The organism is Salinimonas iocasae (genome assembly GCF_006228385.1).
GTDB lineage: Bacteria > Pseudomonadota > Gammaproteobacteria > Enterobacterales > Alteromonadaceae > Alteromonas > Alteromonas iocasae.
Window position 1 is genome coordinate 670049 of sequence record NZ_CP039852.1, and the last position, 26190, is coordinate 696238.

At 49.1% G+C, this 26190-nt stretch carries 22 protein-coding genes; 10 read left to right on the plus strand and 12 right to left on the minus strand.

Annotated elements, in window-relative coordinates; genetic code table 11:
• Positions 1-228 precede the first annotated feature (228 nt).
• Complete coding sequence (locus FBQ74_RS02950) at positions 229-420, plus strand: hypothetical protein (RefSeq protein ID WP_139755245.1); 192 nt, start codon at positions 229-231, stop codon at positions 418-420.
• Between the two features lie 19 nt (positions 421-439).
• Here the strand turns inward: FBQ74_RS02950 and FBQ74_RS02955 are convergent, their stop codons facing one another.
• Genes FBQ74_RS02955 through FBQ74_RS02965 form a run of 3 tightly spaced genes read right to left on the minus strand, consistent with a single transcriptional unit; the run spans position 440 to position 3566 of the window.
• On the minus strand, positions 440-1765 hold the full coding sequence (locus FBQ74_RS02955) for a mechanosensitive ion channel family protein (RefSeq protein WP_139755246.1): 1326 nt from the start codon (positions 1763-1765) through the stop codon (positions 440-442).
• Between the two features lies 1 nt (position 1766).
• Positions 1767-2660 (minus strand): acyltransferase, encoded by an 894-nt coding sequence (locus tag FBQ74_RS02960; protein ID WP_139755247.1) that lies wholly within the window; start codon positions 2658-2660, stop codon positions 1767-1769.
• Between the two features lie 6 nt (positions 2661-2666).
• On the minus strand, positions 2667-3566 hold the full coding sequence (locus tag FBQ74_RS02965) for an acyltransferase (protein ID WP_139755248.1): 900 nt from the start codon (positions 3564-3566) through the stop codon (positions 2667-2669).
• A gap of 104 nt (positions 3567-3670) precedes the next feature.
• On the opposite strand from FBQ74_RS02965, the gene FBQ74_RS02970 reads away from it, so the two are divergent.
• Together FBQ74_RS02970 and fghA are read left to right on the plus strand one after the other, a co-directional pair.
• Complete coding sequence (locus FBQ74_RS02970; protein WP_139755249.1) at positions 3671-4813, plus strand: S-(hydroxymethyl)glutathione dehydrogenase/class III alcohol dehydrogenase; 1143 nt, start codon at positions 3671-3673, stop codon at positions 4811-4813.
• Positions 4813-5655, plus strand: coding sequence for an S-formylglutathione hydrolase (gene fghA / locus FBQ74_RS02975; protein WP_139755250.1), 843 nt, complete (start codon positions 4813-4815; stop codon positions 5653-5655). Before FBQ74_RS02970 ends, fghA begins: the two co-directional genes overlap by 1 nt.
• 35 nt (positions 5656-5690) lie before the next feature.
• Here the strand turns inward: fghA and FBQ74_RS02980 are convergent, their stop codons facing one another.
• The 8 genes from FBQ74_RS02980 to FBQ74_RS03015 all read right to left on the minus strand — a co-directional run bounded on the left by FBQ74_RS02980 (position 5691) and on the right by FBQ74_RS03015 (position 14564).
• Positions 5691-6209: a hypothetical protein gene (locus tag FBQ74_RS02980; RefSeq protein WP_139755251.1), complete on the minus strand. Its 519-nt coding sequence runs from the start codon at positions 6207-6209 to the stop codon at positions 5691-5693.
• A 121-nt stretch (positions 6210-6330) separates the two neighbouring features.
• Positions 6331-7284: a VWA domain-containing protein gene (locus tag FBQ74_RS02985; protein ID WP_139755252.1), complete on the minus strand. Its 954-nt coding sequence runs from the start codon at positions 7282-7284 to the stop codon at positions 6331-6333.
• Positions 7284-8342, minus strand: a complete 1059-nt coding sequence (locus tag FBQ74_RS02990; RefSeq protein ID WP_139755253.1) for a vWA domain-containing protein — start codon at positions 8340-8342, stop codon at positions 7284-7286. Before FBQ74_RS02990 ends, FBQ74_RS02985 begins: the two co-directional genes overlap by 1 nt.
• Before the next feature lie 6 nt (positions 8343-8348).
• The gene (locus FBQ74_RS02995) at positions 8349-9119 is read right to left on the minus strand and encodes a MotA/TolQ/ExbB proton channel family protein (protein WP_139755254.1); all 771 of its coding nucleotides are present in this window, start codon (positions 9117-9119) and stop codon (positions 8349-8351) included.
• A 138-nt stretch (positions 9120-9257) separates the two neighbouring features.
• Complete coding sequence (locus FBQ74_RS03000) at positions 9258-11243, minus strand: PEGA domain-containing protein (RefSeq protein WP_139755255.1); 1986 nt, start codon at positions 11241-11243, stop codon at positions 9258-9260.
• Positions 11244-11280: 37 nt separating this feature from the next.
• Positions 11281-12720: a tetratricopeptide repeat protein gene (locus FBQ74_RS03005; protein WP_139755256.1), complete on the minus strand. Its 1440-nt coding sequence runs from the start codon at positions 12718-12720 to the stop codon at positions 11281-11283.
• 15 nt (positions 12721-12735) lie between these two features.
• Positions 12736-14034 (minus strand): hypothetical protein, encoded by a 1299-nt coding sequence (locus FBQ74_RS03010; protein ID WP_232371963.1) that lies wholly within the window; start codon positions 14032-14034, stop codon positions 12736-12738.
• Between the two features lie 5 nt (positions 14035-14039).
• Complete coding sequence (locus tag FBQ74_RS03015; RefSeq protein WP_139755257.1) at positions 14040-14564, minus strand: hypothetical protein; 525 nt, start codon at positions 14562-14564, stop codon at positions 14040-14042.
• Positions 14565-14959: 395 nt separating this feature from the next.
• On the opposite strand from FBQ74_RS03015, the gene tkt reads away from it, so the two are divergent.
• Complete coding sequence (gene tkt, locus FBQ74_RS03020; protein ID WP_139755258.1) at positions 14960-16951, plus strand: transketolase; 1992 nt, start codon at positions 14960-14962, stop codon at positions 16949-16951.
• 56 nt (positions 16952-17007) lie between these two features.
• Here tkt and tal read toward each other — a convergent pair whose 3' ends face one another.
• Positions 17008-17961 carry a transaldolase gene (gene tal, locus FBQ74_RS03025; RefSeq protein WP_139755259.1) on the minus strand — a complete coding sequence of 318 codons (954 nt, stop codon included), beginning with the start codon at positions 17959-17961 and terminating at the stop codon, positions 17008-17010.
• Between the two features lie 219 nt (positions 17962-18180).
• Between tal and FBQ74_RS03030 the strand changes: the two genes are divergently transcribed.
• From FBQ74_RS03030 to FBQ74_RS03055, 6 genes are all read left to right on the plus strand, one after another.
• Positions 18181-19839, plus strand: a complete 1659-nt coding sequence (locus tag FBQ74_RS03030; RefSeq protein ID WP_139755260.1) for a ribulokinase — start codon at positions 18181-18183, stop codon at positions 19837-19839.
• On the plus strand, positions 19836-20528 hold the full coding sequence (locus FBQ74_RS03035) for an L-ribulose-5-phosphate 4-epimerase (RefSeq protein WP_139755261.1): 693 nt from the start codon (positions 19836-19838) through the stop codon (positions 20526-20528). The genes FBQ74_RS03030 and FBQ74_RS03035 overlap by 4 nt, the downstream gene beginning before the upstream one ends.
• 30 nt (positions 20529-20558) lie before the next feature.
• On the plus strand, positions 20559-22058 hold the full coding sequence (araA, locus tag FBQ74_RS03040; protein ID WP_139755262.1) for an L-arabinose isomerase: 1500 nt from the start codon (positions 20559-20561) through the stop codon (positions 22056-22058).
• A 144-nt stretch (positions 22059-22202) separates the two neighbouring features.
• Positions 22203-22787, plus strand: coding sequence for an HAD family hydrolase (locus FBQ74_RS03045; RefSeq protein ID WP_139757864.1), 585 nt, complete (start codon positions 22203-22205; stop codon positions 22785-22787).
• A gap of 72 nt (positions 22788-22859) precedes the next feature.
• A complete protein-coding gene (locus FBQ74_RS03050; RefSeq protein WP_139755263.1) occupies positions 22860-24056 on the plus strand; it encodes an aldose epimerase family protein in 1197 nt (398 codons plus the stop codon).
• Between the two features lie 71 nt (positions 24057-24127).
• Complete coding sequence (locus FBQ74_RS03055) at positions 24128-26044, plus strand: family 43 glycosylhydrolase (protein ID WP_139755264.1); 1917 nt, start codon at positions 24128-24130, stop codon at positions 26042-26044.
• Positions 26045-26190 lie beyond the last annotated feature (146 nt).

A 26190-nucleotide genomic window follows, 5' to 3' on the forward strand; every position in this document is an offset into this window, starting at 1 on the left:
CTTATAAATCATTGGGTTGCGTATATTTTGAGATTGACGGAGGTTAGCAGTAACTATTGTTTAGTTTATTTGGCTAAATTATGGTTTTTTGAGCCAGCACAATAAAGCGCAAAAATTTCTAATCAGAATTACTAAAATGTTGTTCGATGATGCATAATAAAGCATCAATTTGAACAAGTTAGCAGCACACGTAATCATAGTGCTGGTGTAATATATAAGGCGTAAATTATGAGTGAATGGATGGGCGCCCTGGGCTTTGGTATTGGCTTGCTGGCGTTTGTACTGGGCATGACCAGTATCATTATGGGCTTTATGGGAAGCGATAGTGGTGCAAAAGGTATGCAACACAAAATAGAATATGGCTTCTTTGGTGTATCAGGCCTGGTGGTATGCCTGCTTATGGGCTACGCACTGGCCTGATACTATTCGGCGACGCTTACTAATCAGCGCCGCTGTGGTCGGCTGTCAAAGCTGGCGTGCTCTCATACTGTTTGGCAGGCATGGCCCGATTAGCGTTCCATGCCAGCAGGTGACTATCACGCTGGTAAGCGCGCAAGTCGAAAACATCCAGCATAGCCATCACATGATCAAAAATATCTGCCTGCACTGCTTCATAACTTACCCAGGCTTTTTCAGTACAAAAGCAATATAGCTCAAGAGGAATGCCCAGTTCGTTAGGTGGAAGCTGGCGAACCATCACAGACATGGTTTGATTTACTTTAGGGTGTTGATTTAAATAAGCCGTGAGATAAGCCCTGAAAGTGCCAATATTGGTGAGCTTTCGGCTGTTAAGCAAATCTGTTTCATCGATCGCCTCATCCTGATGGTACTCTCTGAGTTCCTGTAATTTACCGTCGATATAATCAGTAAGGCGGCGGATCTTTGAAAACCGGTCCAGCATTTCTTTATCGCACAAGCGTACCGAGTGGATATCAATATGAATAGCACGCTTGATACGGCGTCCACCTGACTCCTGCATGCCTCGCCAGTTTTTGACCGCTTCGTTGGTCAGCGAGTAGGTGGGCAAGGTAGATATTGTCATATCCCAGTTCTGCACTTTAACGTTCGTCAGGCCGATTTCACGAATCTCACCATCCACTTCAAACTTGGTAATCTGGATCCAGTCCCCGTTTTTAAACATGCGGTTCGCCGCAATCTGTATTCCCGCGACAAAACCAAGAATAGTGTCCCTGAAAATTAACAACAGTACTGCCGCCAGGGCAGTCACACCGGATAATATAAACAGCGGGTTGCGCTCAATAAGGATTGAGATACACAACAACAAAACAATAATAGTGAAGATTAATTTGGCCACCTGAATAAAGCCGGTAATGGGCGTACGGTTGGCCAGATAAGAAGCGTTGTACATGTCTTCCAGGGTGGACAGTACGGCGAAGATTGTCAGTAGTGCAACCGCCATCATGTAAAGCAGCGATACTTTAATCACTACCCCATACAGCAGACCATCCTGTTCAATAAGCACAGGGGTAAGCAGGAAAATTACCAGCGCGGGTACGAGGTGCACCAGTCGGCGGAAAAAGCCATGATTGAGCAGCGCATCGTCCCAGCCACTGCGTGTGCGTTTAACCAGGCGCTCAATATACAGGCGGAACAGGACACGAATTGGAACGTAAATAACCGCAGCGGTAACAAAAATGGTACCTACTGCGATAATATTAAAAATGGCATCATCGGGTGTTACCGACGGCAGCAGTTTATGTACTACGGTGAGGAATAGCTCTCTGGCTGATTCACTGAAATCCAAACTATTTCTCCAAAAAGTGTTTGATACGCTGGTCTTTTGCCCGCCACAATTCATTCAGCCAGCTTTGAAAACCCACTCTGAACTGTTCATCTTTAAAGTAATCGCCTTTTGCCTGTGACGGCAGTTCCAGTACATTGACATCGATGATAATGCGTTTCATCTGCCCACTCAGCATAGCCATCATGGGATGCTTGCGGTTATCAGGGTACAGCAAAGAAATATCAAGAATGTTGGTAAACAGATCACCCATTGTAGCCATGGTAAACGCGATGCCTCCGGCCTTAGGTGGCAGTAGCGCCACATAATCGCTTTTTTTGGAAGCATGCTTGGCCTGCGTAAAACGGGTACCTTCCACAAAATTAATTACCGTGGTAGGTGTTTCAGTAAAACGCTGACAATAGCGTTTGGTTGTTTCAATGTCTTTGCCTGCCAGGTGAGGGTGCTTAGCCACGAACGCCCGTGAATAACGACGCATAAATGGCATATCCAGGGCCCATGCGCCCAGGCCCACAAACGGCAGCCAGATAAGCTCTTTCTTTAAAAAGAATTTCGGAGCAGGAATGCGACCGGCGGCAAGTTCAATCAACAGGATAATATCAAGGTAGCTGAGATGATTGGCCACAATCAGATACCAGCTTTGTAAAGATACAGGCGCGCTGAATTGCCTTTCTATTTTTATCGGATTAAACAGGTAAATCATAGCGACACTAATTTTACCGAAAGCGAACATGCAAAAATGCATCACATTGGCCAGCATCCGGCGAAAGGGTCTGATTGGGATGATGAGCTTAAGACACCCAAAGGCGATAATCAGCGATGCCCAAAGTGCTAAATTAGCAATCTGTAGCGGGGTGTGAATAAGAAAAATTAAAGGGGCAAGTACTACTCTAAACATGGCGCTTTAAGATTTTAGTGTTGTCAGTAACTGGTCTTTTTCGGTCCAGCGGCTGTTCAGCCACTGCTGAAATCGCTCTCGCTGCTCTGGGTCTGAGAAATACGTATCGCTGAAAAAGCCACCGTCCATAATATCTTTGATTGGGGTAACCATTACCTCTACCCGGATCTCTTTTACTTTTCCGCTAACAAAGTCCCAGAAAGAGGGAACACCGTTAGGATAATCGATAGTGACATCAATAAGCTTATGCAGTTGATCGCCCATCGCTGAAAGTACAAACGCGACGCCTCCGGCGCGGGGTTTAAGTAAGTGTGTGAAGGGTGAATGCTGGGCATCATGTTTAGCCTTTGTAAAGCGGGTACCTTCAACAAAGTTCATGATACTGACAGGCTTATACTGAAACTTTTCGCACGCCCGGCGGGTAGTCTCCATGTCTTTTCCTTTCATGTGCGGATTCTTGGCAAGAAAAGCTTTGGTGTACCGGCGCATAAAGGGGAAATCCAGTGCCCACCATGCCAGGCCCAGAATAGGTACCCAGATAAGTTCTTTTTTAAGGAAAAACTTTAAAAAAGGAATGCGGCGGTTGAATATGCGCTGTAATACCAGAATATCTACCCAGGACTGGTGGTTGGCAATAATCAGGTACCAGTCATGAGGAGTCAGCTGGCTGAGGCCGTTGACATGCCATGTTGTGTTGCTTAACAACCGCTGGTTTAGGTTATTTACGCCGATCCATGCAGTGGCGCAGCTATCCAGCAGATAGGTGATGAACGTTTGCCACAGCCTGACAGGGATTAGTTTGCACACGGACAACAAAATAATGGGGGTGGCCCAGATGACCGTGTTGATAAAATAAATTGTAACCGAAACTACGCCAAGTAAATGATGGCAAAGGTTTTTAAGCATGACATTCACCTTTTATATTTGGCGCTTAGTGTAAACGAACTTGAACCAAAAGCCGATAGACCGTTTACTGGTAATAGATAAATAAACGAACACCGGAGAGAACGATGGAAGGTCAACCTATAAAATGTAACGCTGCGGTCGCCTGGGAAGCGGGCAAACCGTTGTCGATTGAAGAAGTCGAAGTGGCACCACCTAAAGCCGGGGAAGTAAGAATCAAAGTGTTAGCAAGCGGCGTGTGTCACACCGATGCGTTTACACTGTCCGGCGATGATCCGGAAGGGACATTCCCCTCCATCATGGGGCATGAGGGAGGCGGTATCGTTGAATCAGTGGGTGAGGGCGTGACCTCTGTCGAGCCTGGCGACCATGTTATTCCACTGTACACACCAGAGTGTGGCGAGTGTAAATTTTGTAAATCAGGCAAAACCAATCTGTGCGGCAAAATCCGTGAAACACAGGGAAAAGGCCTGATGCCTGATGGCACCACGCGCTTTTCTAAGGATGGTAAAACCATCTACCACTACATGGGTACATCGACGTTCAGCGAATACACCGTGCTACCTGAAATTTCACTGGCAAAGGTCAATAAAGAAGCGCCTCTTGATGAGGTGTGTCTGCTTGGGTGTGGTGTGACTACCGGTATTGGTGCAGTGCTTAACACTGCTAAGGTGGAAGAGGGCGCAACCATTGCTATTTTCGGGCTGGGTGGCATTGGCTTATCCGCTATTATCGGCGCAACCATGGCCAAGGCGGGGCGTATCATTGCCATTGATATCAATGAAGACAAATTCGATTTGGCGAAACAACTAGGCGCCACAGACGTAATCAACCCTAAAAAATACGACAAACCCATTCAGGAGGTCATTGTTGAGCTGACCGACGGTGGCGTGGATTATTCCTTTGAGTGTATCGGTAACGTTGATGTCATGCGCTCGGCACTGGAATGCTGTCACAAAGGCTGGGGCGAGTCGGTCATCATCGGTGTCGCCGGAGCGGGGCAGGAAATCTCCACAAGACCCTTTCAGTTGGTCACGGGGCGCGTATGGAGAGGCTCTGCATTCGGTGGCGTGAAAGGCCGCTCAGAACTTCCCGGCATGGTAGAGCAATATCTCAATGGTGAGATTCCTCTGAAGACGTTTATCACACATAAGATGCAACTGGTTGATATCAATGATGCCTTTGATTTGATGCATGAAGGAAAAAGTATTCGTTCGGTTGTGTACTTTGACGAGACGGAGGCCAGCTAATGGAGTTAATTGCTGAAAACCGGGCATTCGGTGGCAGACACTGCCGCTATAAGCACGCTGCTTCGACGGTAAACTGTGATATGACATTTGCTATCTTTCTGCCGCCGTTTGCGTCTGAAGATAATCCGGTGCCGGTACTGTACTGGTTGTCGGGCCTTACCTGTACAGATGAAAACTTCATGCAAAAGGCCGGGGCAATGAAGCTGGCGGCAGAGCTGGGTATGGCCATCGTCGCGCCGGATACCAGTCCACGAGGGGATGATGTGCCGGATGATAGCGAAGGTGCTTACGATATGGGATTGGGCGCGGGCTTTTACGTCAATGCCACCCAGGCACCATGGAAAACTCATTATCAGATGTATGATTATGTGACCAAGGAATTGCCGGCACTTATCGAATCATCGTTTCCTGTCACCGGAGAACGAGCTATCAGCGGACACTCTATGGGCGGACATGGTGCGCTGGTGGTCGGCTTGAGGGCACCAGAGCGTTATGTGTCTGTTTCTGCGTTTAGCCCGGTATCTAATCCTACTGAGTGCCCATGGGGTGAAAAAGCATTCAGTCAGTATTTAGGTGACGATCGGGGGTTGTGGAAAGAATATGATGCCGCGTGTCTGCTGGCACAAAAGCAACATTATATTCCGTTGCTGGTGGAACAGGGGCATGCCGATCAGTTTTTAAATGAGCAGCTCAAACCAGAAGCGTTAGTGAACGCTGCGCAGAAGTCTGATACGCAGCTTACGCTGAACATGCATGAGGGATACGATCACAGCTATTTCTTCATCGCATCTTTTATAGACGAGCATCTGCAGTTTCATGCCAGCCACCTCGGGCTGATTTAACAAAAACGGCGGCTATGGCCGCCTTTTTTAATCTTTTACATCTGCTCTTGAGCAGAGCTTCGTTTTTCTATTTTTCTGCTCACCGCTATCCAGGAAGCCCGCTGCTTTTGTATTGCGCGACCTACCGGGCTGGCCACATTCATAAAGTGAAATGTTTTCATTTTAGCAAGGCGCTGCAGTGAGTAGTCCACAGGCAAGCCTGCGGCACCCAGAAATCGCTGCTTCATGACCTGTTGCTGGGGATCCTGCTCGCTGAAACCCGAATCCATTAACAGCGAGTACGCCTTGAGTGTCAGTGCCTGATTGGCCCTGCGCAATTTTGATACTGCAGCTACATTGACCAGAATTAAACAGACCATAGCGGCAACATTAGGCAGTGTCGCAATGGCACTAACGGTAGGGTAGGCGCTCAGGCGCTGTGCATAAACAGCATCAAAGTTATTATAGGTCGACACGCCCATGGCTGCGATAAGCCCGAAGCTGATAAGAATAACCGCAAGTATCAGCCTGACAGCTTTTTCACGATCGTTAATGGCGCTTTCTAGTTCAGTCATAATGGTATCAGGTTAACAAGTACGCGATTATGCTATCGCTGTTCGTAGGATCAGTTCAACGTGAATCAGATGTAGACAAGTTGACTGCGACGAAGGGCATTCGGCACGGGCAATCCGGAATTTAAAAGTACAACCCGACAAAGGCGCCTCTGTTTCGTTTGGCTACGGCCTGCATAAAGGCAGCGAACTGCTGGGCGTTACCGTTTCTGGGTCGGTTAAAACCGATCCCATGTATTCGCACTTTAGCGCGCCCGCTCTGGTCGGCATTTTTTCTGGTTATTTGTGATACCACACTGTCCAGATCAGCGGGGCGATAATCGTCACCAAATACATAGAGACTGACTTTGCCCTGGGTGTTCCCGTACAAATCCAGCGCCTCGTTAATACCCACTTCCGGGGCACTCGCCCCACCTCTGAAACCGGCAAGACGTGAAATCGCCTTGTCCCGCATCGACTGACTGTCGCTCAGCCACTTACCGCGCTGCGTCGAATACATGTGGGTGCCGTCCGCCGCCATAATCTGGAAGCCTTTCATCTGTGGGTGAGATTTAATGATGTCCTTCACCACCTGTGTCACCTTCGTCCAGCTGCTGCCTGATGACATAGACCCGGAATTATCGATAACAAACACCACATAGTCCGCATCGGTAGGAATACCACCAACCTCCTCATCAGGCTCCTGGGTGCTGTTTTCCACGTTTAAGCGAGCATTGGCCTGGCGAATTTCCTCACGCAGCGATTTTGCTTTGTCCTGTAATTGAGCCAGTGTTTGCTGTGCCCTTGGAATAGACGTTTCCAGGTTTTTCTGTTGTTCTGTTACCGATGCTGACTGTGCCTTTGCTGCAGCCAGCTCCTGCTGCTTATCAGATAACGCCCCTTTTAGTGATTCTACCGATTGCTGGGCTGACAGAACATTTTCAATCAGCACCGACAAATCCGCAGCGCCTCGTTCGGTATCCTGCTCCCCATTTTTGGCCAGCAAAACCAGCATAATGACCGCCCCGAATGCGCAGGAGATGATATCCAGGAAGGACAGGTTGAAAACTTCGATAGGAGGCCGCTTTATTCGTCGCATCAGGGCCACTCCGGTGCCGGGGACAAGAAGGTTCCGCCATTACTGTTGGTCCAGCTCCAGTATAGAGAGGGCGCGAATGGGTCCCCTTCAATGGGCAGTAAAATCACATTGACGGTGACGCCACGGGGGCCGCGCTTGACGGTTTCCAGAAATAGCAGCTGCCGACAGTCTGATGAAATTGATTTTTTGCTGCTGATGAAGTTTTTGCATTTAAGCGGCAGGCCCTCACCAAGTGTTGGTAAGCCATCTGTTATCAGATAAAGATCCGTAAGATCGGGGTTTGTATTCATCATGGTTGCCAGCCCATCCTGCAGATTCGTCCCGCCATCCGGCACAATCTCGCCAATCTGTTTAGCAATAGCTTTGAGTGAACCGCTGGCGCCCGCGGTGTTGACCGGCCGCATTCCCAAAACCGAAGCGGTGTCTGAAAAAGCCACCACAGATACTTTTGATTTTTGTGGCAGGCGGGCCAGCAACCAGTTGGCCACCCGTCGCGTCCTGCGCCATTTTGCGCTGGCAATTTTTTTACTATCCGGTAACGCAAGCTTACTCAATACCTCAATAAGGTTATCTCCCATCATGGAAGCACTCTTATCAATCAGAATACCGATATGCTTTCCTTCAACCCGCATCCCTGTAATGTAGCTCTGCTCGCCAGTGCCGCTCATGGCGATGTTGGCATCCGGGGTTGGGATACTGGCAACAGCAGCTAACTGGTTTTCCAGGTCGGCCACTACCGCTAACTGTGATGAAATATCCTGCAGCAGTTTGTCCTGTTGCTGGGTGGTTTCATTCTGGTTTTGTTGTGACTCATCCTGTTTGCCAGCTTCCATGGCAATATTTTCGTTTATTTCATCGATGGATTTTTGCAATTGCTGCTGTTCACGTTGAGCCGCTGCTAATTCAGACTCAAGCTTCTTTTGTTCCGGCGCGGCGGTATCACTGAAGGCGTTAAAATCCACCAGAATGAATATCAGAATAACAGCGCCTAACCCGCATGCCATCACATCCAGGAACGACAGGTTAAAGCCATCTTCAGTGCGCCGCTTATGTTTCATAACTGCCTAGTTGTGTAAGTGAGACAGTAAATGTTTTTCACAGGACTCCTGGGTGCGCAGCACCATTGCATCCTGGCGGGCGTTGAGCAGATGCATAAAAAACATCAGTATCAGCGAGATAAAAAGGGCCACTAAGGTTGAGTTAAACGCGACACCCAATGAAGCTGTCATACCCGAGATATCGCCGGCCAGCGCAGCATCAGCCTGAGCCAGCGCCTGTCCTATTCCGCGAACCGTACCGACAAAGCCGATAGAGGGGATAGCCCAGATGATATAGCGAATCATATTGTTTCCGCTTTCAAGCTGTGCAGAAAGGTTATCGACAGAGGACTCAATAGCATCAGCCGCGTGTTGCACGTTGCGGGTGTTGCGAAATCGTCGGATACAGTTTATCCACGTAGCCATCGCCGGATTCTCACTGTATGACGAAGCATTCAGCTCTTTGAGGGCTTCATCCACATTAAGTGGTTGTGATTTGTCGTGCTCTTTTAAAAAATCCCGGGTGTAAAGTGGCTCCTCATCTACCAGACGCCAAAGTTTAAAGAGCATCAGAAAGATACAAAAGAACATAAGAGACAGACATATCTGCTGCTCCAGGTCTTTAAGAATAACCCAAATGGAACTGAGTGAAGACGTTCCCTGTGTGGCCAGTATCGTTTCCGCTGCAGGGCGAACGACGCCTGCGTAAAACAGGTGAACCACTGTAAAGCTTGCAACCAGCACAATGATGCTGATCACCAGGTTCGGGTTCATAGACGCATTATTTTGTTTAGTCATAGTCACAGCCATGGTATGCATTTAAATGTTGGTCGGAAAATCCTGAGGCGCGTCAAGTGAAACAAAGTACGCAGTGGCGGTTCCGGTGATTGCAATTAGAATTGCAGCAATGAGTAGTTTCTTTTTCATGGTTCTGCCTTATTTCAGATATCGGGCAATCCGAAACCCGATATCATCCTGAGCGTCTGATTCTCCGGTACGCATGCTGCCACGCAGGCGCTTCAGTCGCCCGGTTTTGTAAGATCCGCCTTTCACTACATGCGACGCGCTGGGCGAACTGCCCAGATAATCCTTTTTTGGTGTACCTGTATCGGGAGGTGTAAGGGTATAAAAATCGTGTACCCATTCTCTGACGTTACCGTCTAAATCAAACAGGCCACCGCGTTCGGCATCAAAGCTGCCTACCGGCGCCTTGCCTTCAAACCCATCGTCGTAATCCTTCAAAGTGAATGTTTGTTTGCCTTTTAGTGAGGCATCGGCAAAGTTACCCTGCTTACTGCGAAGCCGGTCCTGACTCCCCCAGACATATTTTGTGCTAGCCGCACGACGGTGTTTTTTAGCGGCATATTCCCACTCAGCTTCGGTAGGCAGCCGGTATCCTGTGGATGAGGGATCGACGCCACGCAGCTTACCCTGTTTAATAACATAAAATGGTGTCAGACCTTCCTGTTCACTCAGCCAGTTAGTAAATTTGGCTGCGTCCAGCCAGCTGACATTCGTTACTGGTTTTTGTGAGCGCTTATTATTGCCTTTAAAGCGAGCGTACTGGGCTTCGGTGATTTCGTGCCTGGACAGCCAAAACGCGCGGGTGAATGTTACCGGATACTGGTGTTCATTTCGCTGGCGTCCGGCCTCATTCGGTGCAGAACCCATAACAAATGTGTCAGGTTTAAGTGTTTCAAACTCAATGCCGATGGTCTGAGCAAACAGAGGCTTTCCTTCACGGCGTCGTGCATCAAACTCGGTAAGCAGCTCAGCATTGACCGAAGTGAGTTTGTTGGCCGAGGGCGTTACCGATTTGCTAACGGTGCGATAGCCGGGCTTTTTTACTTCAACAGTATGTTCAAGCGTTTGCAGCTGAGTCGTAAAGGGGGTGTTGCCCACTTTTTTTCCATCAATAAATACTTCAGCGGATAAATTTGCATTGATAGTCACATCGCCTTTCACCGGAGCAAGGGTAAAGTCTAAAGCAGATTCCTGGCCAGGCTTGAGAGTGATCGATTGTTTTTGGGTGGCAAAACCCGCCGCACTGTAGCTGACCGTATGCTGTGTATTGGCTTCCACTTTTATCTCGCGTGCTGAGACAGGATTGCCATCCACGGTGAGCAAACCCTGAGAGGGAGAGGTGCGGACTTTTAATATCGCCTGTTCCGGGATTAATCTGTAATCCCTGCTTACCGCTTTGTTATCAGCCGTAATCGTAATTTCGTCATTTACCGGCTCGTAACCCTGTCGGGCGACTGTAACCTGATGATTACCGCCAGGTTGCGGCAGCGATAGGGGCGTCTTACCAATGAGCTCACCGTTTAGTGTAACGCTGGCCCCGGCTGGCTGAGAGTTTATATTCAGCGACCCTGAAACCGGTGTTAACGCGATGGTTTTTTCAATCTCTTGTGCAATGTCTGCCTCAACACTTATTGAAGCACTTTCATAAGCGGGGTGTCTGGCAGAAATTGTGTATGTGCCAGCAGCAACAGGCAGTGACACCTGGCCTGCAGTCGCCTGCGGCTGTTGGTTAACGAACCACTGAATATCCTTGCGGTTTGTATCTGTTGATACTGATATCGTCGCGGGTAGGGAAGATAGCTCTACGTTAATTGTCGAGGGAGAGGAATCATCAATGTTAACGGTTTTGCTGGCAAACTTGGGTGCGCTCACTGTCACGGAGGCTGGCAAACCAAGGACATAGAGTTTGTTTTCCAGCATAAAACCGGTACCACTTTGTACCTCAAAATACGGGTTTTGCGCAGCACGGTCGGGCGTCACGGTAAAGGTGAAGCCTTTAATCAAAAACAGCCATATCAAATAACTGCCCAACGCGGCGACCAGTAGGCACACACTTGCCAACACGACTACTCTGTTTTTATTCCTATCGGATTTTATGGATGCATCAATACGACTCACCGCCATACTTCCTTATTATCTGGATATAAACGTGCCATCAGACTTTCTCAGTACAGACCAGGCGAACTGACAGGGGATAGGTGTTTGCACTTACTGTGACCGAAATGATTTTCGAGCGATAGCCCTCACGGCTGCCTTCAAACCGGTAGGTACCTGGTTTAAGTGAAATCTGTTTTTCATCGACTTTACCGACCACGCCAACGCCCATTACTTTTATATAGGTTTTGCTGTCTGAATATACTGTCACCGGTAACGGTGCATTAGAGCCCGATAACGCTGATTCCAGGTCACTAATTGAGTTTTGTAATGACGGACTCAACGCAGAAATCTCAGATGCCTGGCTTATAGCGCGCTCAGCATTGGCGCGGATCCGTTCATCAGCTAAACGTTGGGGACGCGCCAGATATTGCTCTATGGTCTGACGGGCAGACAGTATTTTTTCAGCGTTTGTTCTGGCAAGCTGAAGAACCTGGCTTTGCGGAAAAGACTGGATGGATTTTTCAGCAAGCATACTTACCGTTTTCCATTCATCGGCCTGAGCAAATACCCTAATCTGCGCTTCGACGTCAGCCTGCCCGGCTGCACGCTGTTCCTGGTCAATTCTGGCCTGTAAAGTCGCTACCTGAGCATTATTCGGTTTCAGTTTTGAGGCCTGGATTAATAGCTCACGGGCCCGATCGTATGCTTTTGATTCAACAGCTTTTATCGCCTGGGACATTACGGCGCTGAAAGAGGTGTCACCTATCTGTTGCTCAACCTGTGAAAGTGCTTGCTTAGCTTCTGCCTGTTCGGGATCCAGCGCGACAATTTTCTGCAATGCCTCATACTGCTTTTGCAGATTATTTTCTACCTTGCCCACACGAGCCTGTTCGTACAGGGATTGCACTTCTGCAAAAACATCAATGCGCGCTTTAAGCGCCAGCGCCGGCGCATCGTCAGGTTTTACGTTTAGCGCAGCAGAAACCGCTGAGCGGGCATCATGAATATTGCCGTTTTTATAGGCAGAACGCGCTTCTTCCAGTGCAGAAATATACGCCTGTTCATACGCGGTATTAAACTGCGAAAGCGCCTTATCAATATCGTCCAGCGTATCTTCTGTGCGCTGGAAATGACTTTGTCCGTAAAGCGCGTAAGCCTTTTGCAAGCGTTCATTTAAGGAACTAACCGTATCAGGCTGCCAGTTACGTTTCGCATCACTGATAGCAGAAAGCACAGCTTTTGTCTGGCTTAAACGCTGCTGTAACGCGCGCTTTTCATCGTCACTAAGGGTTTTGGCCAGCTGCGCAGCCTCATTATCTGCTCCCCTTTGCTGCTTCTCATCGGAAGCAGCGCTGTCGGGCTCGCCTGATAACAACGGCACTATCAGGTAAAGCGCCAACGCCAGAAGTGCTGCCAGAGCTATCGCTACAGTCAGCTTTAGCAGCACCGATTTGTGATGTTTTTTGCCCTGATCGATGTCCCTGTCTATACTGCTCACGCTAGGTACCTGTGGTTATAATTGCTGATCAGGGGTCGCTTCAAGCTGATAAATTTCGTACAGACGCTGACGAAGCTGTGTATGCTGCTCTGCAGCTGTACCGGTTAACTCAATGCTCTGATCTTTGAACTCAACCACTTGCGGAGTGACTTTGATATCCAGGTTTTCACCTTTCTCCTCAAGAATATCCCGGACTCCCTGAATTTCCTTATTGGTTTTGACCGCATCAGCCAGCGAGACCGCTGCAGCCACACCAGCCACAGCAGCGCCGACCTGACCTGCGGTAGACCCTGAGTTTTTACCCAGCAAAACAGCAGCAACCAGTCCGATGCCCGCTATTGCCTGCGCCTGAGTCCGTTCTTCTTTTTTACGGCGGATATCCGCTGCAATAGGCAGGGTTTCTTTTTGATAAGTACGGTACACATCATGCGTTTCGGCATAGAACGTTTCGTAGCTATCCTGCAGGGAATCAACAAACTGGTTGTCTTTTGCCTGAATACGCTGAATGCGCTGATACATCGGATCCTGGGCTGATGGCGCACCTTTTAACTCAAAATGTGCCTGAGAGGCGCCCCAGCTTTTCTCTTTTTCCAGATACGGGCTGAATGCTTCTGGTGAGTACATCGCCGCGTAACGTAAGTCTGCAATTTGCTCAATCTCACGTTTGTCGCTTTCTGACTTTTTCATCAGCACGTCATAGATATGGGCCGCGATTTGATTAAATATGGGTTCGTAAGGGTTGCCGCCTTTACGAAATGCATCGCGGTAGAAGCCTTCACTGACCCGGTATTCAAATTCTTCTTCATCCCATACCCGGTTGGCGGCGTCCATAATTCGAATACCGATTTCGACGGTTTCAGTATCGGAGTAATTGATTTTACCCAACACATACACGTCGGCACTGGCATTGGCATCAGGGGTAACGTTAATCGCGCCAAAGGCATTTGTTTCCTGCAGGGCTTTCTTGGTATTGATGGCAAAGCGGTTGGCCTCGAGCCGTCTGACCTGCGGCCAGATATCCTGCTCAACAACCTCTTCATCATCAATATTGCCATATTTATCGGTGGGGATACCCGGATCGAAAACAGGAATGGCAACATCTAAGAATATATTCGAAGAATAGTTGTATTTTCGTTTTGCATTGCCCAACTCACCGCCGGATTGCGGGCCGCCCAGTGTCGGGCCTACGCTGGTCACATTGGTCTGTGTACTCTGGCACCCGGCCAGTGCAATTGTTGCTGCGGCCAATGCCACGCCTAGTTTACGTGTCATTCCTTTGAATTTATTGTTCAGTGTCACGTGAGTATCTCCCATAACTGTTAACTACATCCGTATTCGTTCATTAAAGACTGAAAGTGTGCTTTTTCGTTTTCTGTGGTAGCAGACTCCAGGCCTTGTTTTACCGCATCACACACAGCAGAGCTGCCTTGCTGTCCCTGGCCCCCCGAGTGCGCGCGAGTCTGGTCGGTGGTGCTGTGCTGTTGCTGTGATTGTGTTGTTTGGTATTCATTGGATGAGGATGTCCGTGCAGCGGCACTGTTGTCAGCAGATTCGCTATCCTGTTCACCGCTATCCCCACCGGCCTCAGCTAGCTTTTGAGCGCCACTATCAAGTGCCTCAGACATACATTCTTCGCTGGTATTCAGACTTTCTTCAAAATCGGCGTCCATTGCCGCCAACTGCTCTTCACGCGTCATCTGTGAGTTATCAATGTCCTCGAACTCAATGTAAGCGCAGTCGCTGTAATAAATGGGTTCAGCATCAGTTGAAAAAGCGGGAAGGGAGGCGGAACCTGCACCCAGGGTTAGGAGTAAAACGAGATGTCGGGAAAACACTTGCATCATTTTTTTCCTGTTTCTGTCATATTTCGCCATAAGCACGAACGAACACATTAACAATAAACCGGGTTGGCCAGCTGACCAACGGGCGATTAATGAATAGCGTGCATGTAAATGGCTTAACCAAACCTGAACAAGTGTATACAAAGGCTTCATCCATAAAGCGGTACGGGCATTGTTTTTTATTTTTGCGTTCCCTTAACTGCGTAATTTATACACGAGCTACAGGTAGAATAAAAGTTATAAATCAATGGGCTTCTTCATTAGTGAAGGTAGTTTTTTGACTGCAAAGCACGGACAATCGTTCACAATGTTCTAACAATTTATAGGTTGAGTACTTGAATAGCGCGGGGAATTCTGGCTCAATTAATTATAATACAATACTATGTTTGTGAGGGTTCATGAAATATACCGGTTCTAAGTCTGCTGCGGCAATTCGCGTTCTGGCGGCTGACGCAGTGGAAAAAGCGAAGTCAGGGCACCCTGGCGCACCGATGGGAATGGCTGATATTGCCACTGTATTGTGGCAGCAACACCTTAGCCATAATCCGGCCAACCCTTTATGGCCAAACCGGGACCGCTTCGTGCTGTCTAACGGTCATGGGTCAATGCTGCAATATGCGCTATTACATTTATCAGGATACGATTTGCCCATTGAAGAATTAAGCAATTTTCGTCAGCTTCATTCAAAGACACCGGGCCACCCTGAATACGGCTATACGCCCGGCGTAGAAACCACCACAGGCCCGCTCGGAGCAGGTATTGCTAATGCTGTGGGAATGGCAATAGCAGAAAAAACACTCGCTGCTCAGTTTAATAAGCCGGACTACGCGCTGGTGGACCACTTCACCTACTGCTTTTTAGGTGACGGTTGCCTGATGGAAGGTATTTCTCATGAGTCCTGCTCTTTAGCGGGAACCCTGGGGCTAGGTAAGTTAATTGCTTTTTATGACGATAATGGCATCTCAATTGACGGTGAGGTTGAAGGGTGGTTTACCGACGATACGACCAAACGCTTTGAGTCATACGGCTGGCACGTTATTGCCAACGTTGACGGACATGACAGCGAGGCCATTGCAGCCGCGATTGAGCAGGCGAAAAGCCAGTCGGATAAACCTACACTGATTAGCTGTAAAACCGTTATTGGCTTCGGGTCACCCAATAAGGGTGGCAGTCACTCAAGCCATGGCGCGCCATTAGGCGCTGACGAAGTCACCCTGATGCGTGAATTTCTAAACTGGAAAGATGAAGCATTCAGCATTCCGGACGATGTTTATCAGCAGTGGGATGCGAAAAAAGCTGGCGGTGAGCGTGAAAGCGCCTGGAACTCGCTCTTCGCAGATTACGAAGACGCCTACCCGGCTGAGGCCAAAGAATTTAAGCGCCGGGTTATCGACCGGACACTACCAGAGAACTTTGCAGAAACATCTGCTGAATTTGTTCATACCTGCCAGCAGGAAATGTCGGACATGGCGACGCGCAAAGCCTCGCAAAATACTATCGGACATTTTGCCTCACAGTTGCCTGAATTGCTGGGTGGCTCAGCAGACCTAGCAGGGTCAAATTTAACCCTTTGGCCAGAAGTAAAAGGTTTACAGGATGACCCTGCTGGCAACTACATCTATTACGGTGTACGTGAGTTTGGCATGAGTGCCATCATGAATGGTATAGCGCTACACGGTGGCTTTGTGCCATTTGGTGCAACCTTCCTGATGTTTATGGAATACGCTCGAAACGCAGTGCGGATGGCTTCTTTGATGAAAGCCAAAGACATTTTTGTGTATACCCATGATTCTATCGGACAAGGTGAAGATGGTCCCACCCATCAACCCGTAGAACAACTTGCTAACCTGCGGATGACGCCGAATTTATCCACATGGCGACCTTGTGATGCAACGGAAACTGCGCAGGCATGGCGTCAGGCGCTACTTAAAGACGGGCCAAGCGCACTGGTCTTCACGCGTCAAGGCACTCACGCTTTACCCCGTGATGCGTCTCAGGTCGATAATATCGCCAAAGGTGGGTACACCTTAAAAGATGCGGATGATGCAAAACTAATTCTTATAGCAACCGGCTCGGAAGTGAACCTGGCGATGAATGCGGCTCAGCAACTGGAAGATGAGGGAATTTCTGTGCGCGTCGTATCTATGCCATCTACTTCTTATTTTGATCAGCAGGATAAGACGTACCGCGACAGTGTGCTGCCCGCCGATATTCCTAAGCTTGCCATTGAAGCTGCACACAGCGACTTCTGGTACAAGTATATTGGTAGTAACGGGGATATTCTTGGCATGACCACATTCGGAGAGTCGGCGCCGGGTGGGGTACTGATGGAACACTTCGGTTTTACAACTGGAAATGTTGTCAAAAAAGCGAAAGCGTTACTTAACTGATTTACTAAGAAATAAAAAACCCGGCTCACGCCGGGTTTTTTGTGTGTACAGGATGATTACTCAACGAGTCCGATAAGCAGATCTTCCAGCTTTTCCTGGTCAACGGCAAACTGACGGATCCCTTCACCCAGTTTGTCACTGGCCATTTTGTCCTGGTTCATCTGCCAGCGGAAGGTCTGCTCACTGAGTACCGGATCGCGCGGTGAAACATGCTTTGCTGTAAATAATTTCTGTTCAAGCGGCGCGTCAGACTGTGCCAGTTCTTCCAGCAGCGCCGGCCCTATCGTCAGCCGGTCGCATCCTGCCAGTTGCTGTATTTCGCTGGTATTTCTAAAGCTGGCGCCCATCACAATTGTTGAAAAGTCATGTTCCTTAAAGTAGTTATAAATAGCCTTAACCGAAACCACGCCCGGATCGTTTGCGCCGCTGTAATCCTGATCGGGAACATTTGCCTTGTACCAGTCAAGAATACGACCTACGAAAGGTGAAATAAGGTAAACACCCGCCTCAGCGCTCGCCCGCGCCTGGGCAAAAGAGAACACTAATGTAACATTACAGCGTATACCTTTGGATTCGAGAATATGCGCAGCCTGAATGCCTTCCCAGGTCGCAGCAATTTTTATCAGAACCCGTGATGTATCAACGCCCGCTTCCTCGTACAGCGAGATTAGTGTCAGCGCCTTCTCCACTGTCGCCATGGTGTCAAAGGACAAGCGCGCATCCACTTCGGTGGACACCAGCCCCGGTACCTGCTCTAACAACTTGCATCCAATCATCACTGCCAGTTTATCTGTTGCCAGCGCAACAACGTCATCGGCAGAATTCTGCTGACGCGCCCAGTTCATCGCCTCTACACCTAAAGGCCTGAAAGCATCTGACTGCATTGCTTTTAGTAATAGCGAGGGGTTGGTCGTAGCATCCTGCGGCTGGTAATGCTCGATCGCATTAAAGTCACCGGTATCCGCAACCACGGTAGTCATGGTTTTTAACTGTTCTAACTGTGTCGGCATATGCATTCCATAAAACGTGTCAGGGTTAAATGACGGGGTACTTCGTAAAGCTATCCCAAATCACGAACTGCAGGCAGGCTAGCCGGATACTGTCTCGCGCAGCGAGCGCATCCTGTTAATAATCTTTTTATATTACCTTTACAATTCGGTATTGTTGATATTATCATACAAATAAATGTTGTGACTAATTTTGTTAACAGTTCATCGAAAAGGGTCTCTATGTCTCGCTATTCGCTGGGATTGGATTATGGTTCGGACTCAGTACGTGCACTTCTGGTGGACGTGAGCACCGGCGCCGAACTTGCCAGTCATCAAATAAACTATCCGCGCTGGTCGCAGGGACGTTACTGTGTACCTGCTGAAGATCAATATCGCCAGCATCCTCAGGACTACATTGATAGCCTTATCGCCGTGGTGCGTGGGTTATGGGAAAAAGTGCCAGCTGGCACCGCCGATAATGTCATCGGCATGAGTTTCGATACCACCGGTTCTACACCTGTTGCCGTTAATGAAGAAGGCACGCCTCTGGCGCTGACCGATGCGTTTGCTGAAAACCCGAATGCCATGTTTGTGTTGTGGAAGGACCATACCGCCTTACAGGAAGCTAAAGAAATCACCGCGGCCGCCAACAATAACGATATCAATTATCTGGCTTACATGGGCGGCATTTACTCTTCAGAATGGTATTGGGCGAAAGCGCTGCACATTTTCAGAAACGATGCCGACGTGAAGGCTGCCACCTACGCCTGGGTTGAACATTGTGACTGGATGACTGCGCTGATGTGTGGAAAAACCCATCCTTCGCAAATGACGTTCGGACGCTGCGCCACCGGCCACAAAATGATGTGGAACGAACACTGGGACGGCTTCCCGCCAAATGAATTCTTCACGGGGATAGACCCGTTACTTGATGGGTTGGTGGATAACATCAATGCCGATACCAGACCCAGCCATGAAAAAGCCGGCGCGCTAACTAATGAGTGGGCAGAAAAGCTCGGTTTACCTGAAGGTATTGCGATTGGTTATGGCGCCTTTGATTGTCATATGGGTGCCGTGGCGGCAAATGTACGTCAGGGCGTACTGACCAAAGTAATGGGGACGTCTACCTGCGATATCACTGTGACCTCTAAATCTCATCTTGGTGACACCTGCGTTAAAGGGATTTGCGGTCAGGTGGATGGCTCTGTGGTACCAGAGATGATTGGGCTTGAAGCCGGACAATCTGCATTTGGCGATCTGTACGCATGGTTCAAAGACGTGGTCTTATGGCCTACACGCCAGTTGATGAGTGAACTAACAGAGACTGGCCAGCGTGAGCTGGTGGAAAAAATTGAAGAATCTGCCCTGGTTCGTTTATCGGATGCGGCCTCGCTGTTGCCGGTTAAAGAAAGCGACATTGTTGCGCTGGATTGGGTAAACGGGCGTCGTACGCCAGACGCTGATCAAAGTGTTGCTATGGCGATGGCCGGTATAAAAATGGGCGCTGATGCACCTCAGTTGTTTAAGGCGCTGGTGGAAGCCACCGCATTTGGCGCGCGCGCTATCACCGAGCGGTTTGAGCAACAGGGTGTGCCCATCGAATCTGTTGTAACCATTGGTGGTATTTCCAAAAAATCAGACTATGTCATGCAAGTGTGTGCAGATGTCTGGAATTGTCCCATCGATGTGCTTGAAAGCGAGCAAAGCTGTGCACTGGGCGCAGCCATTATGGCTGCCGTGGCCGCGGGGGCATTTGACTCTGTTGAGGCTGCGCAGGCGGTGATGGCATCGCCGGTATGTAAGCAATATACACCGAATGAGCAGCGCGCACAGATTTACGATGTGCTTTATCACAAGTACACGCAACTGGGACAATTTGTAGATGGAGGTAATCCATGAGTTACAAAGAATTAAAGCGTGAAGTATTTGAAGCCAATATGGAGCTTCAGCGCAGAAATCTAGTGATTTATACCTTTGGCAATGTATCGCAGATAGACCGCGACAAGGGTGTGGTCGCGATAAAGCCCAGTGGCGTTGCTTATGAAGATATGAAGCCTGAAGACATTGTGGTCGTCGACCTGGAAAACACGGTAGTGGAAGGCTCTATGCGCCCCTCGTCTGATACCAAAACCCATACGCATTTGTATCGGGCCTTTGACAGCATTGGTGGTGTGACCCATACCCACAGCACTTATGCTACCGCATGGGCTCAGGCTCGCCAGAGCATTCCGTGTCTGGGCACAACCCATGCTGATTATGTGCATGGTGATATCACCTGTACACGCGACCTCACCGATGATCAGGTGAACGGCGACTATGAGGAAGAAACCGGCGTGCAGATTACCGACGCCTATGCAGAGCGTGATCCTAACGCTGCGCCTATGGTGATTGTGGCCGGTCATGCGCCTTTTACCTGGGGTAAAGATGCAGCGCAGTCGGTTTATCACGCTGCATTACTGGAAGAAATTGCCCGGATGGCCTACCTGACAAGAACGTTGGATCCGCACGCAGCCGTGCTCAAGCAGGCTGTGATGGACAAACACTATTTACGTAAACACGGTAAAAATGCCTATTACGGGCAAAGCTAAGCACCGTGCAGAATTGAAGAGGATTTACTTATGACGACGATGACGAAAGAAGTTTGGTTTGTCACAGGCTCACAGCACCTGTACGGCCCGAAGGTATTGGAAAATGTTGCCAGTGACAGTGAAGGCATTGTTAAAGGTCTGAACGGTACCAGCAAGCTGCCGGTGAACCTTGTTTTTAAGCCTGTCGTTAAATCGCCCGAAGAGATTCATGCTGTCTGCCAGCAGGCAAATACTGACAAAAATTGTGTCGGTCTGATTCTTTGGATGCACACGTTTTCTCCTGCCAAAATGTGGATAGCCGGGCTTAATGAGCTCAGAAAGCCGTGGATGCACCTGCATACGCAATTCAACGCTGCGTTGCCATGGGATTCAATTAACATGAATTACATGAACACGCACCAAAGTGCCCACGGCGACCGCGAATTTGGCTTTATCGGTACGCGTATGCGTAAAGAACGCAAGGTAGTTGTTGGTCACTGGGAGCGCTCTGAAGTGCTGGCGCAAATTGATGACTGGTGCCGCGCTGCGATTGGCTGGCATGAAAGCCAGACGCTGAAAGTTGCACGCTTTGGCGACAATATGCGTCAGGTTGCGGTTACCGAGGGTGACAAAGTGGCAGCACAGATCCAGTTCGGCTACGAAGTGCATGCCTTTGGTACGGCTGAACTTGCTGAACGCGTTGATGCGGTTTCCGAGGCAGATGTATCTGCGCAGTTAGATGAATATCACAATGATTACATCATCAGTAATGACACCTGGAAAGATAGTCATCACAAAGCGATGATTGAAAACGAAGCACGTCTGGAACTGGGCATGCAGCGCTTTTTAGATGACGGCAATTTCAAGGCGTTTACTAACTGCTTTGAAAACCTGGCGGGACTGTCAGGTCTGCCAGGACTTGCGACACAGCGTCTGATGTCAAAAGGCTATGGGTATGGCGGCGAAGGTGACTGGAAAACCGCTGCGATGGTTCGCATCATGAAGGCAATGGGCGAAGGACGTAAAGGTGGTTGTTCATTCATGGAAGACTACACCTATAACCTGGGCGACCCTGATCAGGTACTGGGTGCTCACATGTTGGAAATTTGTCCCAGTATTTCGTCAGCCAAACCCAGATTGGAAGTCCATCATCATACAATCGGTGTAAAGTGTGACGTTGGCCGACTGCTATTCACTGCAACACCAGGACCTGCTATTAACGTTTCTCCCATTGATATGGGGAATCGTTTCCGCATCCTGATTAATGAGGTGGATACGGTTGCACCTCCTGCAGAACTGCCGCACTTGCCGGTGGCGTCTGCATTATGGGAGCCTAAGCCTAACCTGTCTGTTGCAGCAGCCGCGTGGATTCACGCTGGTGGCGCGCACCATACAGCGTACAGCCAGGCCGTTACCACTGACATGATTGTCGATTATGCAGAAATGGCTGGCGTTGAAACCGTCATCATAGACCAGGATACGACGATTCGTGGGCTAAAATCTGAACTGCGCAACAATGCGGCATACTACATGCTCAGACAAGGGGTGTAAGTCACCGACAGTCACCAAAAACTGGTGATGGTCCTGACTTGTCATAGTTAACAGAACTGGCCCTGGTGGTCAGTTTTGTTGTTTTTAATTCAATACAATTTTCAGGCAATAATAGCCTGATGGTGGGAAACGATGACAACAAATCTGATTGACCTGAGCGCATACAAAGCCATTATTTTTGATATGGACGGCACCCTGATTGATTCGATGGGAGCGCATATGGAAGCATGGAAGCAGACCTGTGAAAGCTTTGGTATACCGTTCGACCGCGATTACATGTACGGCTTAGGTGGCGTGCCTACCCGTAAAACCGTAGAAATCCTCAATGAAAAACATGGTAGTGATCACAGCCCCGAAGATGTCGCACTGCGCAAGCGGGAGGTGTGGGAGACCATGGATTTAATCCCCTCCCTGATCGCCGAGACTACTGAAATTTTTCACCACTACCGCCCTAAGATGCAGGTGGCGATTGGTACCGGTTCGGAGCGTCCACACGCAGAGCATTTGCTGAATCATCACGATTTGCTTAATAAACTTGATGCCATGGTTACCGCCTCTGATGTAACTCACGGTAAACCGCATCCTGAAACCTTTCTGACAGCAGCCCGACTCATGAATGTTAAACCCGAAGAGTGTGTGGTATTTGAGGATACCGACATAGGTCGACAGGCTGCAGAGCGTGCCGGGATGGCGTGCTTTCTGGTAGTTGACGGAAAAGTTAAACGATAAATCTGACTAGGCTTGCAATATACCTTCATTTTGTAATATAAAAGTATAAATTTTATTAGGGAATTGTAAGTCATGGTGTTATCTGCCCTCGCGCCCCAGCGGCCTCAGTTTTTAACCTCTCATCGTATAGTCGGCGGCATCATTGCTGCCACATTGACACTGACCTTCTATTCCAGCCAGAGTTATGCTCACGGAGCCGATACAATGAATAACCAGCCTTCAGCACAAATGACCCATTACGGTGATATGCCAGACAGCACACCGGTTTATAAAGTAACGTTAAAAAACGGGCAGGGTATTGAAGCCGATGTCATCAGCTATGGCGGTATTATTACCCGTCTGGAAACACCGGATGCAAACGGAAAGTCCGGAAATATTGTGCTGGGAATGGACAATCTGCAGGATTATGTCGACGCGAATCCTTATTTCGGCGCCATTATTGGCCGTTATGGAAACCGCATCGCAAACGGTAAGTTTACCCTGAATGGCACTGAGTATCAGCTTGCTACAAACGACGGAGATAACCATTTGCACGGTGGTGTACAGGGGTTTGACAAAAAAGTCTGGCAAATGGAGCCTTTCGTTACCAAAACGTCTGCAGGCGTGACGCTTACTCTTATCAGTCCGGATGGCGATCAGGGGTACCCGGGCACTCTGAATACACAGGTGACTTATACACTGACCAGCGACAATAAGCTGGACATGGCGTTTATGGCTACCACAGATAAGCCGACGATAGTGAACCTGACACAACATACCTACTTTAACCTGCAGGGCAAGGGAAGCATCCTTGACCATGTTCTGCAAATCAACGGTGATACTTACACGCCGGTTGATAAAGGGTTAATACCTACGGGCGAGGTCAAATCCGTGAAAGGTACGCCGTTTGACTTTACCCAGCCAAAGACAATGGGCAAAGATATTGAAACAGACAACACGCAACTTTCACGTGGACAGGGCTATGACCATAACTTTGTCATTAAAGATTCGCCGGATAGCGAGTTGGTGGAAGCTGCGAATGTTTACGAGCCGGATACAGGTCGCACACTGACCGTGCTGACAGAAGAGCCGGCAGTACAGTTTTATTCCGGCAACTTTCTGGACGGCAACACTAAACAAAGCGGCATGGTTCACAACAAACGTAGTGCCTTTTGTCTGGAGCCTCAGCACAACCCTGACTCACCTAACCAGCCGAATTTTGCCAGCACAACATTAAATCCGGGCGAGGTGTATTCTACCCGTATCGTTTACGCTTTCGGCACCCGCTAGTCAGCATCACTCATGCCTTGTCTGCCGATATCGAAATCGACAGACAAGGTTGTTAAGACAGAGAAATACTCATGAAAACAAACTTTGTTCAGGCTATCTCAGTTCTGTTGTTACTATCTGGCCTGAGTGCGTGCCAGTCAGCTTCAAACGGAAAAACAACAGAAAACGACACAGCTCAAAGCACCGCACAGTCGGATATCCGTAAAAGCGGGACGTTTACAAACCCGTTATTTCCCAATGGGGCCGATCCATGGCTGGAGTATTGGGACGGTAATTATTATCTGACCACCACCACCTGGACTTCAGAACTGGTGATGCGCAAAGCGCCTACCCTGGCAGGGTTGGCTGATGCAACGCCGGTCAATGTATGGTCTTCTACCGACCCTGAGCGCTGTTGTAACTTCTGGGCGTTTGAGTTTCACCGCCTGAAAGGGCCAGACGGCTATCGCTGGTATATGATGTATACCGCCGGTAAGGACGGTACGCTGGACAACCAGCATCTTAATGTACTGGAAAGTGCCGGCGATGACCCTATGGGGCCTTATCAGTACAAAGGCGCGTTGATGCCTGATGTGTGGAATATTGACGGTAATTACCTTGAGCATGACGGTAAATTATATGTCATCTACTCACAGTGGCAGGGCGATCAACAGCTTAATATTATCGCTGAGATGGAGAACCCGTGGACACTGAAAAAAGATCAGGACCATACCATCATTACCCGTCCCGAACTGGACTGGGAGATCAGTGGCCGTAAGGTCACAGAAGGTGCTGAAATTCTGCAGCATAATGGTCGCACCTTTATGACATATTCGGCGAGTTTCTGTAATACGCCGGATTACAAACTGGGATTGCTGGAGCTGGTGGGGGATGACCCTATGAAAGCCAGCGCCTGGAAAAAGTTTGATGAACCCGTATTCGAGCGCACAGAAGAGGTTTTCGGGCCCGGTCACAACGGCTTCTTCACCTCACCGGACGGCAGTGAAGACTGGTTGGTCTACCATGGTAATGATTCCGTTGAGCACGGCTGCTCCGCAACCCGCTCGCTACGCGCTCAAAAATTTGAGTGGAACGATGATGGCACGCCAGATTTTGGCAAGCCATTGACGCCGGGTGTTGTAGTACCACCACCATCAGGTGAAAACGGCCCGTTGGTGACACGTGTACAAGGGCAGCGCTATCACCTGGTTAATGCTACCAGTGAGCTGTGCCTTGATATTTCCCCCGATCCGCAGGACAACCGCGCAATACAGCGCCAGTGTTCAGCGACCAATGGCCAGTGGGTGCTGGATCCTACTACCGATGGCTTTGTCAGACTGGCAAATCGCGAAGACAGTAAATTCCTGGGTGTCGCCGATTGTGCCACCGCCGATAACGCGCGTGTACAGACTGCCGCATGGCGCAATAACTTTTGCCAGCAATGGAAGCTGCAAAGTGGCACTGACGGCAATATTACTATTACCAACCGTTACTCTGAAAAACCGCTTGCAATTGCCGGGTGCTCGGCCGCGGCTAATCAGGCGGTGTTGCAACAAAACAGTGACAGCGCCTGTACACAATGGCAACTTCGTCCCGTAGGAAACGTGGTCATTCTTAGCCAGCAAAGTGGTAAAGCGGTAAGCGTGGCGCAAGACAATAACAATATTGAGCAGCAGGCTTTCGACTATAAAGACAACCAGCAATGGAACGTAGTCCCCACAGATACTGGCTACGTCAGTTTAAAAACGGACGCGCAGGGTAACCTCTGTGTAGGCGCCGATGATAATGCGGTAGTACCCGGTGCCAACCTGTCTATGGTTCAGTGTGATGCCGCGACAGCGCAATGGAAAATCCGACCTGCTGAGGGCGGGGGAGTGATGTTACTCAACCGCTATAACAATCAGGTAATGGGTGTGTCGGACTGTGGTCTGGCTGAAGGTACAAACATTGCCCAACAACCTGATATGAAAACAAAATGTCAGGTGTTTCACTTCAGGTCTCCACAGTAATAGCTGATAGAACGGAAAAAACCGCCTTAGGGCGGTTTTTTTATGTTGACCTCTTACTGGCAGCAGTAAGTATTAACGATGTCTCTGGTATCAAGGAAAAATTTCTGTGGAGTACGACTCTATCCGGATGTGATGTATCTCCAGCC

Coding starts and splice junctions, on each gene's coding strand:
- FBQ74_RS03035 (WP_139755261.1), top strand. CDS start 19,836: ATGAGTTACAAAGAATTAAAGCGTGAAGTATTTGAAGCCAATATGGAG.
- FBQ74_RS02995 (WP_139755254.1), bottom strand. CDS start 9,119: ATGACTAAACAAAATAATGCGTCTATGAACCCGAACCTGGTGATCAGC.
- FBQ74_RS03010 (WP_232371963.1), bottom strand. CDS start 14,034: ATGGGAGATACTCACGTGACACTGAACAATAAATTCAAAGGAATGACA.
- FBQ74_RS02990 (WP_139755253.1), bottom strand. CDS start 8,342: ATGAAACATAAGCGGCGCACTGAAGATGGCTTTAACCTGTCGTTCCTG.
- FBQ74_RS03055 (WP_139755264.1), top strand. CDS start 24,128: ATGAAAACAAACTTTGTTCAGGCTATCTCAGTTCTGTTGTTACTATCT.
- FBQ74_RS02965 (WP_139755248.1), bottom strand. CDS start 3,566: ATGCTTAAAAACCTTTGCCATCATTTACTTGGCGTAGTTTCGGTTACA.
- araA (WP_139755262.1), top strand. CDS start 20,559: ATGACGACGATGACGAAAGAAGTTTGGTTTGTCACAGGCTCACAGCAC.
- FBQ74_RS02980 (WP_139755251.1), bottom strand. CDS start 6,209: ATGACTGAACTAGAAAGCGCCATTAACGATCGTGAAAAAGCTGTCAGG.
- FBQ74_RS03050 (WP_139755263.1), top strand. CDS start 22,860: ATGGTGTTATCTGCCCTCGCGCCCCAGCGGCCTCAGTTTTTAACCTCT.
- FBQ74_RS03015 (WP_139755257.1), bottom strand. CDS start 14,564: ATGATGCAAGTGTTTTCCCGACATCTCGTTTTACTCCTAACCCTGGGT.
- fghA (WP_139755250.1), top strand. CDS start 4,813: ATGGAGTTAATTGCTGAAAACCGGGCATTCGGTGGCAGACACTGCCGC.
- FBQ74_RS02950 (WP_139755245.1), top strand. CDS start 229: ATGAGTGAATGGATGGGCGCCCTGGGCTTTGGTATTGGCTTGCTGGCG.
- FBQ74_RS03030 (WP_139755260.1), top strand. CDS start 18,181: ATGTCTCGCTATTCGCTGGGATTGGATTATGGTTCGGACTCAGTACGT.
- tal (WP_139755259.1), bottom strand. CDS start 17,961: ATGCCGACACAGTTAGAACAGTTAAAAACCATGACTACCGTGGTTGCG.
- FBQ74_RS02960 (WP_139755247.1), bottom strand. CDS start 2,660: ATGTTTAGAGTAGTACTTGCCCCTTTAATTTTTCTTATTCACACCCCG.
- FBQ74_RS02970 (WP_139755249.1), top strand. CDS start 3,671: ATGGAAGGTCAACCTATAAAATGTAACGCTGCGGTCGCCTGGGAAGCG.
- FBQ74_RS02985 (WP_139755252.1), bottom strand. CDS start 7,284: ATGCGACGAATAAAGCGGCCTCCTATCGAAGTTTTCAACCTGTCCTTC.
- tkt (WP_139755258.1), top strand. CDS start 14,960: ATGAAATATACCGGTTCTAAGTCTGCTGCGGCAATTCGCGTTCTGGCG.